The organism is Streptomyces sp. AHU1, from assembly GCF_045343905.1.
GTDB lineage: Bacteria > Actinomycetota > Actinomycetes > Streptomycetales > Streptomycetaceae > Streptomyces > Streptomyces triticiradicis.
The window spans coordinates 656663-670996 of sequence record NZ_CP174283.1 but is presented as its reverse complement, the minus strand read 5'-3'; the positions used below and the strand labels follow the sequence as shown (position 1 = coordinate 670996).

Genomic DNA, 14334 nt, shown 5'->3' with positions numbered 1-14334 from the left:
CGTCGTGGCCCGAAGGCCGGCGCGAGAAGGCGTAGTCACCGTAGGCCGTCCCCCTGCGCGATCCCACGGAGGAGTAAGCCCTGTGCGTTTCGACGTGACCGGAAAAGTCTCACTCGACCACATCTACGACCAGCCCGACCCGCGCACCTATTTCAGAGTGCTGCGCCCGCTCGACTACGGTGTTCCGCAGCTGGCCAAGCCCTACTTCACCAAGATCATAACGGAGTACCGGGAGTCCCGGCACGTCGCGGTGCCGAAGGTGCTGGACATCGGATGCTCGTACGGGATCAACGCCGCCCTGCTGAAGTACGACGCGACCATGGACGAGTTGTACGCGCGTTACGGCGACGAGGAGCACGCGGGGGAGAGCCGCGAGGCCCTGCTGGCCCGCGACCGGGAGCTGGCCCGTTCACGCCAACCCCCGCAAGCGATCCGCTTCACCGGCCTCGACACCTCCGGCAGCGCGCTGTCCTACGCTCGCGAGGCCGGGTTCCTCGACGACGTGGTGCACGCCGATCTGGAGGAGCACGAGCCCACACCGCGACAGCGCGCCCAGCTCTCGGGTACGGACCTGGTGATCTCGACGGGCTGCGTCGGCTACGTCACCGAGCGGACGCTCACGCGAGTCGTCCGGGCGCAGGGCGTCCACCGGCCCTGGATGGCGCACTTCGTGCTGCGGATGTTTCCGTTCGACCCCGTCGAGCGCGCGCTGGCGAGTCTGGGCTACCGGACCGTCCGCGTCGACGAGGTGTTCAGACAGCGGCGCTTCGCCTCCCCGCAGGAGCAGGCACTCGTGCTCGACGGCCTGTCGGCCGCAGGGGTGGATCCACAAGGCCTGGAGGCGGAAGGCTGGCTGTACGCACAGCTCTACATTTCCCGGCCGCACGACGTCACAGGTACCGACGATCCGAATCGAGACCAGAGTTGAAGACCAGTCAGGATGGTTCGGGCAACGCGACCTTCGCCCAGGAGGACAGCCTCCCGCGCGTTCCGCTGCCCACGCTGGATGCCAGCTGCGAGAGGTTCCTCGCATGGTGTACGCCGCTGCTGACCGCCGACGAGCGGTCGGAGACCGAGGCGGCGGTCGCCGCCTTCCTCCGGCCCGGTGGCCCCGGCCGGGTGCTGCACGCGGCCCTGGAGGAATATGACGCCACGGAGGGTGTGCACAGCTGGCTCGACACCTTCTGGCCGTACCGGTACCTGGGCCGCCGGGACCGGATCGCGCTCAACGCCAACTTCTTCTTCCTGTTCCAGGACTCCGGCCAGGCGCAGGTGGAGCGGGCGGCGGGGCTCGTCGCCGGAGCCCTCAACCACAAGCGGCAGCTCGACCAGGGGCTGATCGCACCGGTGGTGCAGCGCGGAGCACCCCAGTCGATGGTGCAGAACAAGTTCCTGTTCTCCACCACGCGTATTCCCGGCGTACCGCAGGACACCGTCCGCGCCCCCTACACAGAGGAGTGGCCCGGTCCGTCCGAGGCCCGGCACATCGTGGTGTTCTTCCGGGGCGGCATGTTCCGGCTGGACGTGCTGGGTCCGGACGGTGTCCCGCACAGCCTGGACGACATCGAGGCCGGGCTGCGCGCCGTGATGAAGGCCGAACCGGCCGGCGCGGACACCTCGGTGGGCCACCTCACCACCATGGCCCGCGCGGAGTGGGCGGCCGCCCGGGAGTCCCTTCTCGCCTGCCACCCCCGCAACGCCGACGCCCTCGACGATGTCGAGACCGCGCTGTTCTGCGTCGCCCTGGAGGACTTCGCCCCCGCGGACGTCCAGGACGCCTGCGACCAGCTGCTGTACGGCGACCGCGGCAACCGCTGGTTCGACAAGGCCGTGACCTTCGTCGTCTTCGCCGACGGACGGGCGGGCATCAACGTCGAGCACTGCGAGCTGGACGGGACCACGATCCTCTCCTTCACCGACGCCCTGCTCGGCACCCCGGCCGAGGAGCACTCCCGGCAGTCCGGAGCCCGCTCGCAGGGGCTGCCGGCGCTGGAGCCGATCGTGTTCGAACTGGACGACGCGCTGAGGGAACAGGCGCGTTCCGCCGCCGAGGCCTTCGCGGCGTACGGGGAGAACACCGCGACCAGCACGGTGTCGTTCACGGACTTCGGCAGCGGCGCGGCCAAGGCGCTGGGGGTCTCGCCGGACGCGTTCGTCCAGGCCGCCTACCAGCTCGCCCATCAGCGCGCCAAGGGGCACCTGGGCGCCACGTACGAGTCGATCGCCACCCGGCAGTACCGGCACGGGCGGACCGAGGCGATGCGCGTCGTCACCCCCGAGATGGTGGCCTTCGTGGCGGCGATGGAGGACCCGGCGGCGGACGCGGACGCCCGACGCGACGCGTTCCGGGCGGCCACCGAGGCTCATGTGGCGCGCGCGAAGGCGTGCCAGGCCGGGCAGGTGCCGGAGCAGCACCTGTGGGAACTGGAGTTGATCCAGCGCCGGCGGGGGGCCGGGCTCGGGGTGACCGAGCAGCCCGCGCTGTACCGGACGCCGGGCTGGCTGACCATGCGGGACGACTACTTGAGCACGAGCTCCGCGCCGTCCGTCAACATCCAGTACTTCGGCTTCGGGTCGACCAGCAGCCGGTGCATCGGTGTCGCCTACGTGCTGCTTCCCGAGCGGTTCAACCTCTACCTGAGCACGCCGTCGGCGGTCGCCGCGCAGATGCGCACGTTCGCCGACCGGCTCCGGGAGGCGGTGGACGAACTCCGGGAGCTGCTGGCGCCCGAGGGGTCCGAGGACTGAACGGACCCCGCCGGACCGTGGTCCCCGACCGGAACTCCCGGTCGGGGACCACGGTCCGGCGGCCCGGACGGCTTCAGCGGTCGGCGGTCGACGCCCGGTGGCCGGCGCTCACGTCGTCCGCTCCCCGGCTCCAGTACTGGGCGAGTGCCCCTTCCTTGTACGGGGCCGGGCTGACACTGAGCTCACCGGCGAACGGGCGGTCCAGGACGAAGACCAGGAGCAGGCTGAAGCCGACGAGCCCGGCGACCGACGCCACGAAGAGGATCTGGACCCTCAGTTTGCGCATGCCGTAGAGGAACGTGAGCGGCACCAGGACCAGTGCGCCGCCGAAGGCCAGGACCTGGAGCAGCGGGGGGAGTTCCTGGCGGGCCATGGTGATGCGGGCGCGGCGCTGGGAGGCGACGTCGTTGAGACGGGTGACGGCCTCCTCGTAGAAGACCTGCTCGCTCCCGCCCTTCGGGTCGTACTCCTGGAGCGTCTTGAAAGCGGCTCGCAGGTGGGTTTCCGTGGCCCCGTAACTGGGGTCTCCCGCGCGCATCCGGGGCCACTGGTCCTCGACGACCGCGTGGACGTATCCGCTCATGGTGGCGTCGAGACGGTCGCGCACCGGCGCCGGGAACGCGGCGGCGTCCCGGGTGATGAGCGCCGCGTCGGTGGCCTCGGAGGCCACGATGGTCTGGGTGTCCTCCAACTGGGTCCACAGGGTGACGATGACGAAGGCCAGGATGATCCCGTAGATCGCGCCGAACATGCCGAGCGTCACCCCGACCATGTCGTTGTGTTCGCCGCGGGCCACCGAGGGATACCTGCGGCGCAGCAGCACGCTGCCGCCGACGGCGAGGAGGACGGTTCCGCCGACGGTGACGACGGCCAGCGTGAAGGTGCTGAAGTGGTTGAGCAGCCAGAGCGAGACGTGTGTGGAGTCTGGAGGGGACACACCTGCCCAAACGTACGGCGCCGATCAGCCGCTACGGGTGTGACCGGCAAGTTCACACCACAGGGTGAGGGACCGATTCCGCCGGGCCTCGCGCGCGCTCGCGTCCCGTCCGGCGGTCCCGCGGGCGGTCCCGTCGTACCGGCGTCGGAAACGAGGGATTCGGGTGCGCGGGTGCCGGAATGCCGACGCGTGGGGCGGTGGGGTGAGGGATGATCCGGGAGTGACCCTCACCGCGCGACAGCTCACCCTGGCGACCCTGGACCGTCAGCTCCTGCTGGAGCGCGGGCGTCTCGACGTGGCGGAGGCGGTCCGCCGGGTCTGCGCCGTTCAGGCGCAGGCGCCCGCGTCGCCGTACGTGGCCCTGTGGAACCGGGTGGAAGGATTCGTGCCCGAGCAGCTCGACGCGGCGTTCACGGAGCGCCGGGTCGTGAAGGCGACCCTCATGCGGATCACCCTGCACGCCGTCCACGCCGACGACTACGCGCCGTACCACGCCGCGATGGTCCGGAGCCTGCGGGCATCGCGGCTGTACGACCGCCGCTTCACCTCGACCGGGCTGACCGACGCCGACGCCGACGGGCTGCTTCCGTGGCTCGCGGAGTTCCTGGAGGGTCCCCGCACCGGTGCCGACGTGGAGAAGGAGGTCATGGCGCGCTTCGGCGAACAGGCGCGCCGCGCGTGGTGGGCGCTGCGGACGTACGCGCCGGTCCAGCACGTGCCGATCGGTGGTCCGTGGTCCTTCAGACTGCCGAACACCTACCTGGCCTCGCCCGTCGTCCCCGGGGCCGAGGCACAGGACGCGGCGGCGGGAGTGCGGAGGCTCCTGCTCGCCCACCTCCGGGCGTTCGGACCGGCGTCGGCACAGGACTTCGCGCGCTTCACCCTGCTGGGGCGCCCCGTGATCACCCAGGCGCTCGGTGAACTCGGCGACCGGGTGGTACGGGTTCCCGGTCCGGGCCGCGCCGTCCTGTACGACCTGCCGGGCGCCACCGTGCCCGACGAGGACACCCCCGCACCGCCGAGGCTGCTGCCGATGTGGGACAGCGTGCTGCTGGCCCACGCCCTCCCCGGGCGCGTCATGCCCCCGGACCACCGGCCCCTCGTCGTCCGGCGCAACGGCGACATCCTGCCCACCCTGCTCGTCGACGGGCAGGTCGCCGGGGTGTGGCGGGCCGTGGACGACGGCCTGGAGCTGACGGCGTTCCGGGTACTCGGCAAGGCGGCCTGGCGCGGGCTGACCGAGGAGGCGGAGAAGCTGGCGGCCCTGCTCGCCGACCGGGACCCGGCCCCGTACAGCAGGTACGACCACTGGTGGGCCAAGGGGATCCCCGGTGCCGAGACCAGGACCGTCAAGGGCCGCTGAACCGGTCCCGGGCCATGCGTCGGTCCCGGGCGCGTGCGTCGCCGAACGGCGCCCGGACGGGCCGTGGTTCCCGCGGAGGAGGGGCCGGGTCCGCCCCGGCCGGGGCCTCCTAGGATTCCTCGTATGGCGAAGCGCAAGGTTCAGCGGAGGATGCGGACGATCCTGGGGGAGGACCCCACGGCCATGGTCTGGTGCGAGATCCACAAGGCGATCCCGAAGCCGCCCGCCGACGTCCACCGCGCCGCCGGCAAGGGCCGGCTCAAGCCGAGGCGCCACTGGCTGCTGTACGTCGGGGCGGTCGTGTTCTTCTTCGTGGTCGTCCCGATGATGCTGATCGACAAGCTCGGCGACCGTCTCGGCGGGCCGTCGGAGGGGAGACGGTCCCGGAATCCCGGAGCGGTCCGTGACCGGACGCCCGTCGACGGGCAGCCGACGGCGGGGAACCGCGGGCGGGAGGACCGGACCGACGGCGTCTTCGACGGGGACTGGGACCTGACCGCGGGCAGGCTGCTCCTGCGCTGGTACACCCAGTCGCCCGAGCCGAAACGGCTCGTGATGCTGGCCCGCGACCGGGTCTGCGTGGCCGCCTCTCCCCGGCGCCGTCTGTCGCCCACGAAGGCGGACGACTTCCGGATCGTCGCGGAGTACCCGGCGCACGAGATCCGTGTGGAGGGCGAGGCCGGTCAGCCACGGGGTTTCGCCACGTTCCGGCTGTGCTTCACCGACGGCTCCTGGCTGGAGCTGGGCCGCCTGGCGGAACCCGATGACGCCGACAACTTCCTGAGGCGCGTGGCCACGGGCCGCTGACGAGCCGTCATGAGGCAGGCCTTAGGCTGTCGTTGATCAACGCCGAGGCCAGGGTGAGGCCAGGGTACGGGGTCGGGGGGACCAAGTCCGATGAAGAGCGCAGCCGAGACCTTCCAGCCGCTGGAGGCGGACGATCCGCCCCTGGTGGCCGGCTACCGTCTCGCCGCCAGACTCGGCGCGGGCGGCATGGGCCGGGTCTACCTGTCGCACACGCAGGGCGGCCGACCGGTGGCGATCAAGGTCGTACGTCCCGAGCTCGCCGACTCACCGGACTTCAGGCACCGGTTCCGCCGGGAGATCCAGGCGGCCCGGCGGGTCCGGGGCGCCTACACGGCCGAGTTGATCGACGCGGACGCGGACGGCACACCGCCCTGGCTGGCCACGCTGTACGTGCCCGGTCCCTCCCTGGCGGAGGTGGTGGCCCGGCGCGGGCCGCTTCCGGTGCAGGCGGTGCTGTGGCTCATGGCGGGGGTGGCCGAGGCACTGGAGGCCGTCCACGGCGCCGGCATCGTGCACCGCGACCTGAAGCCGTCGAACGTGCTCCTGGCCGCGGACGGGCCACGCGTGATCGATTTCGGCATCTCGCTGGCTTCCGGCGTCACCTGGCACACGGCCACGGGCGCGGCCATCGGCACACCCCAGTTCATGGCACCCGAACAGGCGTCGGCGGGTGAGGTCACCGCCGCCACCGACGTCTTCGCCCTCGGGCAGACGGCCGCGTTCGCCGCCTTGGGCGAACCGCTGTACGGGGACGGCCCTTCGGTCAGCGTGCTCTACCGGATCGTGCACTCGGAACCCGACCTGTCACCGCTGCCCGAGCAGATACGGCCGGTGATCGCCCGCTGTCTCGCCGCCGACCCGGAGGAGCGGGCCACTCCCGGAGAGATCGTCCGGTGGTGCCGGCAGCACCTGGGCAACGACGCGGACGACGGCGCGGGTCCGGCCGTCTGGCGGGAGGTCACGGGTCCGGAGGTGACCGTGCCGGCTCCCGTGCCCGCTCCGACCCCGGCACACACCATGCCGTTGATCGTGTGGCCGCAGGCGGCGCGTCCGGTCCGGCCCCCGTCGCGACGGCGGCGCGTCACGCGGATCGCGGCGTTCGGCGCGGCGTGCGCGCTGCTGTTCACGGGGCTGGTGTGGATGGTCGTGGAAGCGGGTGAGCAGTTCCGCCGGATCGACGCGCTCGCCACGTCGACGTCCACGCCGGGCGCGTCCCCGAGGACGTCGGCCCCCGCGAAGGGATCCGGGACGGTGTCCGGCACGGACCGCCGGTCGCCGAGGCCCTCCGACGCCCCGGCGACCGCGTCCGCCTCCCCGCTGCCCGAGGCGCATCCGCTCCAGTGGCTGGACGACCAGCACTCCCTGTACATCGAGCAGCCGGTCGACCGCGACGACGCCAAGGGCGACATCCGTTTCGTCTGCGACGCGAGCAGCTGCGCTCTGGCGAGCGACACCAGTGTGATCACCATGCTGTACACCGAGAAGCCCGGCGCCACCCTCGACTCGTGCCGCATCGCCCTGACCGGCGCCACCAGCCACCGTCTTCCGCTCGCCGCGGCGGCGGCCGGGAGCGAGATCTGCGTCAAGCACCCCTCCGGAGACATCGCGCTGCTCGTCATCCAGGTCAAGTCGACCGCGCTGGCGGACAAGGGCAGCTTCCTGACCGCGGACATGACGGTCTGGCGGGCCCCCGCCTGACCCCGTGCGACACGCTGTCGGTCCTGCCCGGGCCCGCCGGTCCTGCCCGGGACCTCAGTCCGTTCCGTGCGGCCCCTGCGGGGAGATCAGACCGCTCTCGTAGGCGAGGACGACGGCCTGTACGCGGTCCCTCAGGTCGAGCTTCGACAGGATGCGGCCCACATGCGTCTTGACCGTGGTCGGGCTGAGGAAGAGGCGGTCCGCGAGTTCGGCGTTGCTGAGGCCGGTCGCCAGCAGCCGGAGCACCTCCAGCTCGCGCGGGGTCAGCCCGGACAGATCACGGTGGAGGCCGGTCCGCGGGGACTCCTCGCGGTGCGCGAAGCGCTCGATCAGCCTGCGGGTGATCGAGGGCGCGAGCAGCGCGTCGCCGGAGCGCACCAGGCGCACGGCCGCCACGAGGTGCTCGGGGGTGACGTCCTTGAGCAGGAAGCCGCTCGCTCCGGCGGTGAGCGCCGCGTACACGTAATGGTCGAGGTCGTACGTCGTGAGGATGATGACCCGGGTGTCCCCGGAGCCGTCCGGCCCGTCGCCGAGGATGCGCCGGGTGGCCTCGATGCCGTCCATCCGGGGCATCCGGACGTCCATGAGGACGACGTCGGGCCGGGTGCGCCGGACGGCGTCGACCGCCTCGGCCCCGTCCGCCGCCTCGGCCGTCACCTCGATGCCGTCGGCGGCGAGGATCATCCCGAAGCCCGTACGCACCAGGGCCTGGTCGTCCGCGATGACGGCGCGCAGAGCGGGGCCGTTCACACCGCCTCCCAGGGGAGGCGGGCCGTGACCTGGTACCCGCCGGTGGGCGTCGGTCCCGCGGTGAGCCTGCCGCCGTAGAGAGCGAGCCGCTCGCGCAGTCCGATCAGTCCGCGGCCGTTGCCGTCCACCGCGGGAGATTCCCGGACGGCTCCCGTGTCGCTGACCTCGATCTCCAGCCAGGAGCCGGTGAAGCCGACCGTGACCCGCGCGCCGGCGCCCGCCGCGTGTTTGATCGTGTTGGTGAGCGCCTCCTGCACGACGCGGTACGCCGTGAGCTCCACCCCGGGCGGCAGCGGCACGGGCGGCAGCGACACCGCCAGGCCCACCGGCGTCCCCGCGGCCCGCACCCTCTCGGCGAGGGCGTCGAGCTGTCCGAGACCGGGCTGCGGCTCCAGGCCGTCGGCGGGGGTGTCGGTGCCCGCGTCCGGGCCCGCGAGCAGGCCCATCACATGGCGGAGCTCGGCCATGGCGGCGCGGCCCCCGGCCTCCACCGCCAGCAGCGCCTCCTTGGACCGCTCGGGGGCCGCGTCCATCACCTTGCGCGCCGCGCCCGCCTGGATGACCATCACGCTCACATTGTGGGTGACGACGTCGTGGAGCTCGGCGGCTATCCGGGCGCGCTCCTCCTCGACGGCTCTGCGCGTGGCTTCTTCCTGGGCCTGCTGGAGGTCCGTGAAGCGCTTCCGGCTGGCTTCCAGCCGCAGGCGTCCGAGGCGCACGAGGCTGGCCAGCACCCCGACGACCAGGAGCACCACGGCGGGGCTGGACCAGCCGGGGAGCATGGGGTCCGCGTCCCGGAACGCGACACCCGCCAGCACGGCGGCGGCGATCAGCGCGGCCAGGGCCCGCGTTCGGTAGCGGCTGTGCGCGACGGCTCCGTACGCCGCGATACTGCAGGTCAGCACGTTGATCCAGGAGACGGCGTCACCCAGGGCCAGCGCGGCGGCGGCGATCACACCGAACGCGAGCAGCGGAAACCTGCGCCTGGCCACGAGCGGCAGCGCCGACAGCACGACCAGGCCCCAGGGAGCGGAGGACCGCGGGTCGTACACGGCCTCCGCGCCGGGAACCGGAGGCCGGACCGGGTACGGCAGACCGTCCCGGCCCACGGAAACGGCCCGGGAACTGATCCGTACCGGCCCGTCGCCGGGATAGCGCGTCGCCACGACCAGCGCGACGACGGTCAGCACGAGTGCCAGCACCACGTCCAGGACCACCGCCCGCCGGGTCAGCGGGGCGGGCTCGCCCTCCGGCCGCAGCGCGTCGCGGACGTGCGCCCACCACGTCCCCGGCCGCAGCACGTCGCCGGCCCTTTCCCGCCATGTGCCCGCCCACGACGCGTCGCGCGGCCGCCCGTACGGGCCCTCCTTCTCCATCCGCACATTGTGCGGTCCCGCGGCACGGGTCCACGTCCACCTGCGTGACCGGCCCACCTGCCCGCCAGGCGTACTCCTCGAGGAGGACCCCGTGGCCGGATCCTCCGCGGGGAGGGCCGTATGTCGGTGCCACGGCCGACGCGCCGCCACGGCGTCCGCTCGTACGTTCACCTGGCCCGCACCGGGCATCGGCTCCCCGACCACGAAGGACGGACACACCCATGACTCACGTGATCGAACTGGAGGGCGTGGCCAAGCGGTACGGCGGCGCCGACGCCCCGGCGCTGGGACCGGTCGATCTCGGCGTGGCCCAGGGCGAGGCCCTGGCCGTGACGGGGCCGTCCGGCAGCGGCAAGTCCACGCTGCTCAATCTCGTCGCCGGTCTCGACCGGCCGAGCGAGGGCACCGTGACCGTGGCCGGACAGCGCGTGGACCGGATGGGCGAGCACGCGCTGGCCCGGTTCCGCCGCGAGCGGATCGGCATGGTCTTCCAGTTCTTCAACCTGCTCGACGACCTCACCGTCGCCGACAACATCCAGCTTCCCGCCCAGCTGACCGGGACCGCCCGGCGGGCGGCGGCGTCCCGTGCCGGGGAGCTGATGGAGGTGCTGGGGATCCAGAAGCACGCCCGCGCCTACCCGGGGAGGCTGTCCGGCGGCGAACGCCAACGGGTCGCCGTGGCACGGGCTTTGATGAACAAGCCCGCCCTGCTGCTCGCCGACGAGCCGACCGGCGCGCTGGACACCGCGTCGGGGCAGGACGTACGGGAACTGCTCGTGGACCTGCACCGCGGCGGACAGACCCTCGTCCTGGTCACGCACGATCCGGAGCTGGCCCGGGCGTGCGCGACCCGCACGATCCACCTGGTCGACGGTCACGTCGCCGTCGACACCCACGCGGAGGCCGTCCGATGATCCGGTTCGGCAGCGGTGCCCTCGGGCGGGTCGTGCGCTCCGGGGTCGGCAGACGGCGTGTCCAGACGCTGGTGATCGCCGTGGCCACCATGATGGCGGTGGCCTCGGCCGTGGTCGCCGGGTCCTTGATGGTCGCCACGAACGCTCCCTTCGACCACGTCTTCGCGCGCCGGCACGGCGCGCATCTCATCGCGCAGCTCGACCCGAAGCGGGCGGACAGTGCCCAACTGGCGGGCACCCGGGGCCTGGAGGGGGTCACGGCGAGCGCGGGACCGTTCCCGTCCACGACGATCAACCCGGTCGGGCCGGGCGGCGGACACCTGCCCGCGCTGACGCTCGTCGGACGGTCCGGCCCCGGCAAGGACGTGGACGCACTGGACCTGAAGTCGGGCCGGTGGCCCCGCAAGTCGGGTGAGATCGTGCTGTCCGCCTCGTTCTCCGGCCAGTTCCTCCCGCTCGGTGAGACTCTGAGGAGTTCCGACTCCGCGGACGCACAGACACTGACCGTCGTGGGCTTCGCGCTGTCGGCCAGCAAGAGCGCCGAGATGTGGGCGACCCCCGCTCAGGTCAGGTCCCTCGCCACCGGGGAGAGCGTCCTCACGAACCAGATGCTCTACCGCTTCGACTCCGCGGCCACGAAGGCGCAGATCACCGCCGACCGCGAGAAGCTCGCCGCCGCCCTGCCCGCAGGGGCGCTGGTCGGCACCCAGTCGTGGCTGGACACCAAGCACTCCGCCAACCAGGGCGCGGCGGCGACGATCCCGTTCCTGTTCGCGTTCGGCGTGCTCGGCATCGTCATGTCGGTGATCATCATCGGCAGTGTCATCAGCGGCGCCGTGGGCACGAGTCTGCGCCGGATCGGCATCCTCAAGGCCATCGGATTCACCCCGCGTGAGGTCGTACGGGCTTATGTGGCCCAGGCGTTGATCCCCGCCGCGGCCGGCATCGCGCTCGGGGTCGTCCTCGGCAACCTGCTGGCCGTGCCGCTGCTGAACGACACCGAGTCCGTGTACGGCACCGTGTCGCTGTCGGTGGCCTGGTGGGTGGACGTCGTGGTGCCGGCCGGTGCGCTGCTCGTGGTCGCGGTCGCGGCGCTGGTGCCCGCGCTGCGGGCCGGGAGGCTGCGTACGGTCGAGGCCATCGCCGTCGGCAGGGCGCCGCGCACCACGCGCGGACAGTGGGCGCACCGGGCCGCGGGACGGCTCCCGCTGCCGCGCCCGGTGACGTACGGCCTCGCGAGTCCCTTCGCACATCCCGTACGGGCGATCGCGATGGTGCTCGCGGTGACGTTCGGGACGGTCGCCGCGACGTTCGCGGTGGGACTGACGCAGTCCCTCGACGCGGTGGCGAACGCGCAGGACCCCGAGAACCGCGCCGATGTCACCGCCGTCAGCGGCGGTCCCTCCGGTTCCGGGCCCGGCGTGGTGGAGAAGAGGCAGAAGCCGTCCCCGGGCGGCTCCCGGCAGGCGCCCGCGGGCTCAGGGGCGAACCAGCCGTCGGCGGATCCGGCCGCGGTGCGTGCCGCGATCGCGGCGCAGCCCGGCACCGCCTCGTACTACGGCACGGCGACGGGCGACGCCACGGTGTCCGGGATCTCCGGCACCGTCCGGGCCACCCTCTACCAGGGTGATTCCCGCCCCGGCGGTTACGAGATGATCGCCGGGCACTGGATCTCCGGGCGGGGCCAGGTCGTGGTGCCCACCGGTTTCCTGGAACGGACGGGCACCAGGATCGGCGACAGCGTCCGGGTGACGTTCCAGAAGGAGACCGTGAGCCTGCGGATCGTGGGCGAGGCCTTCGACACGTCGGACGACGGCATGCGGGTCCACGCGGACCTCGACAGCTTCACGAAGGCGGAGCCGGGAGCCTTCCACATCGAGGTCAAGTCGGGCGTCTCTCCGGCCGATTACGCGCGGAAGCTCGCCGGGGTGGTCGAGCCGCTGGGCGGCGACGCCTTCGCCGAATCCGCCCCGGAGGGCGAGAACATGATCGTCCTGCTGGAGGCGATGGCCGCCCTCCTCACCTTGATGCTGGTCTCCGTGGCGGGCCTCGGAGTGCTCAACTCCGTCGTCCTCGACACCCGTGAGCGCGTCCACGACCTGGGGGTGTGCAAGGCGCTCGGCATGTCACCGCGGGGGACCGTGAGTCTCGTGCTCGCCTCGGTGGCCGGGATCGGCGTGGTCGGCGGACTGATCGGCGTCCCGGCCGGGTTCGCGCTGCACGACTACGTGCTGCCGGTCATGGGACGGTCCGCGGGCACCGGCCTTCCGCCGTCGGTCCTCGACGTGTACGACACCTGGCAACTGGTGCTGCTGGGCCTGGCCGGGGTGCTCGTCGCCGTGCTGGGCGCGACGGCCCCGGCGGGATGGGCGGCCAAGGTCCGCACGGCCACGGCACTGCGCACCGAGTGACGGACGGACGGGCGGTCGACGCCGTGCGGTGCCCACCGGGACACGGGGGGCATTGCACGGCGTCAGGGACATGGGGCCGTCGGCAGTGGCGCGAAGGGGAGGCGGACCGGGGTCAGCCGCACGTCAGCAGGCCCGCCTTCTGCTTGGCGTTCAGGACGCGGTGGACGCTCTGATTCACCTGCGTGCGGAAGGCCGCGCTCTGCGTCATCCGGCTCTGTACCGCCTTGGTCATGGCCGGGATCAGATTCGGCTCGACGGTCAGGACCAAGTCACCGCCGGCGGAAAGGAACTTGACCGCCCGGTCGCCCGGGGCCACGGCCTTCACCGCCACCGCGTTCCCGAGGTCGTCCGAGATGACCACACCCTTGAAACCCATGTTCTTGCGGAGCATCGTCTGGATCACCGTGGGGGAGAACGCGGCGCGGTTCTTCGCGTCGATCCTGCTGTACGTGGCGGAGGAGATCATGACGAACGGCGCCCCGGCGTCGATGCCGGACTTGAACACCGCGACGCTCGGGCTCGTGCTCGTCGTCACCGTGTCCACGACGCCGGCCGTGGTGTCGGTGTTGCCCCGGACGTAACCGAGCCCGGGGAAATGCTTGAGCGTGGCCAGCACCCCGGACTGCAGGGAGCCCGCGAGGAACGCGTTGCTGTGGGGGGCCACCACCGCGGCGGTATGACCGAACTCGCGGTTGAACTTGCCGATCGGAGGGTTGGCCGTGCCCAGACTCGCGGGGACGACGTCCGCGACGGGCGCGAGGTTCAGGTTCACCCCGGCCGACTTGAGCTGCTTGGCCCATACGGCCGACTCGCCGCGCAGTTTCGTCGTCGTCCACGTGCCCTGGGTCAGCGCGCTCGGGATGGTCGAGAACCCGGGGCCGGACAGCACCTGCACCTGCCCGCCCTCCTGGTCGGTCGAGACCAGAAGACCGACACGGTGCCCGGCCACGCTGTCCGCCTTCGCCTGCAGACCGTCGACGAGGCTCTTGGTCGCCGCCGTCCCGGCCTTGCTGCGCCCGGCGAGGAAGACCGAGCCGACGTGGTACTGGCGCATGAGAGCGATCCGTTTGCTGTCCGGGGCGGACGGCACCACCGATCCCATGAAGAGCTGGCCCACCCGCTGCGAGGCCGTCATCGCCGAGTAGGTCCTCTCGGCGCAGGTGGAGGCGGCGAACTTCGAAGGCGGGGCTGAGGGGTCGGCCGGGGCGGCCTGCGAGACCTGCACGGTCACTCCGACCGCCACGAGGGACACCGCCAGCGAGGACGCGAGCCAGACACGTGGGCTGATACCGGAGCGACGGGTGGGCGACTGGTGTGATGCCATGAAGAT

Annotated in this window: 11 protein-coding genes; 7 read left to right on the top strand and 4 right to left on the bottom strand. The window is 72.2% G+C overall.

The window, feature by feature from the left end; all coding sequences use genetic code 11:
• Window positions 1-82: 82 nt before the first annotated feature.
• Window positions 83-928: a class I SAM-dependent methyltransferase gene (locus ACICHK_RS03130; RefSeq protein WP_151471971.1), complete on the top strand. Its 846-nt coding sequence runs from the start codon at window positions 83-85 to the stop codon at window positions 926-928.
• Window positions 925-2748, top strand: a complete 1824-nt coding sequence (locus tag ACICHK_RS03125) for a choline/carnitine O-acyltransferase (RefSeq protein WP_406835557.1) — start codon at window positions 925-927, stop codon at window positions 2746-2748. The genes ACICHK_RS03130 and ACICHK_RS03125 overlap by 4 nt, the downstream gene beginning before the upstream one ends.
• 73 nt (window positions 2749-2821) lie before the next feature.
• On the opposite strand, the gene ACICHK_RS03120 is transcribed toward ACICHK_RS03125, so the two are convergent.
• Window positions 2822-3685: a DUF4239 domain-containing protein gene (locus ACICHK_RS03120; protein WP_406835556.1), complete on the bottom strand. Its 864-nt coding sequence runs from the start codon at window positions 3683-3685 to the stop codon at window positions 2822-2824.
• 220 nt (window positions 3686-3905) lie between these two features.
• Between ACICHK_RS03120 and ACICHK_RS03115 the strand changes: the two genes are divergently transcribed.
• The 3 genes from ACICHK_RS03115 to ACICHK_RS03105 all read left to right on the top strand — a co-directional run bounded on the left by ACICHK_RS03115 (window position 3906) and on the right by ACICHK_RS03105 (window position 7553).
• Window positions 3906-5048 (top strand): winged helix DNA-binding domain-containing protein, encoded by a 1143-nt coding sequence (locus ACICHK_RS03115; protein ID WP_406835555.1) that lies wholly within the window; start codon window positions 3906-3908, stop codon window positions 5046-5048.
• A gap of 123 nt (window positions 5049-5171) precedes the next feature.
• Window positions 5172-5855, top strand: coding sequence for a hypothetical protein (locus ACICHK_RS03110; protein ID WP_406835554.1), 684 nt, complete (start codon window positions 5172-5174; stop codon window positions 5853-5855).
• A gap of 90 nt (window positions 5856-5945) precedes the next feature.
• The gene (locus ACICHK_RS03105; RefSeq protein ID WP_406835553.1) at window positions 5946-7553 is read left to right on the top strand and encodes a serine/threonine-protein kinase; all 1608 of its coding nucleotides are present in this window, start codon (window positions 5946-5948) and stop codon (window positions 7551-7553) included.
• Between the two features lie 54 nt (window positions 7554-7607).
• Here the strand turns inward: ACICHK_RS03105 and ACICHK_RS03100 are convergent, their stop codons facing one another.
• Complete coding sequence (locus ACICHK_RS03100; protein ID WP_406841152.1) at window positions 7608-8315, bottom strand: response regulator; 708 nt, start codon at window positions 8313-8315, stop codon at window positions 7608-7610.
• Window positions 8300-9679, bottom strand: coding sequence for a sensor histidine kinase (locus tag ACICHK_RS03095; protein WP_406835552.1), 1380 nt, complete (start codon window positions 9677-9679; stop codon window positions 8300-8302). The genes ACICHK_RS03100 and ACICHK_RS03095 overlap by 16 nt, the downstream gene beginning before the upstream one ends.
• 221 nt (window positions 9680-9900) lie before the next feature.
• Between ACICHK_RS03095 and ACICHK_RS03090 the strand changes: the two genes are divergently transcribed.
• Together ACICHK_RS03090 and ACICHK_RS03085 are read left to right on the top strand one after the other, a co-directional pair.
• Complete coding sequence (locus ACICHK_RS03090) at window positions 9901-10593, top strand: ABC transporter ATP-binding protein (RefSeq protein WP_151471978.1); 693 nt, start codon at window positions 9901-9903, stop codon at window positions 10591-10593.
• Window positions 10590-13004 (top strand): FtsX-like permease family protein, encoded by a 2415-nt coding sequence (locus ACICHK_RS03085; RefSeq protein ID WP_406835551.1) that lies wholly within the window; start codon window positions 10590-10592, stop codon window positions 13002-13004. The genes ACICHK_RS03090 and ACICHK_RS03085 overlap by 4 nt, the downstream gene beginning before the upstream one ends.
• 112 nt (window positions 13005-13116) lie before the next feature.
• Here the strand turns inward: ACICHK_RS03085 and ACICHK_RS03080 are convergent, their stop codons facing one another.
• Window positions 13117-14328: a glycoside hydrolase family 3 N-terminal domain-containing protein gene (locus ACICHK_RS03080; protein WP_406835550.1), complete on the bottom strand. Its 1212-nt coding sequence runs from the start codon at window positions 14326-14328 to the stop codon at window positions 13117-13119.
• Window positions 14329-14334: the final 6 nt, after the last annotated feature.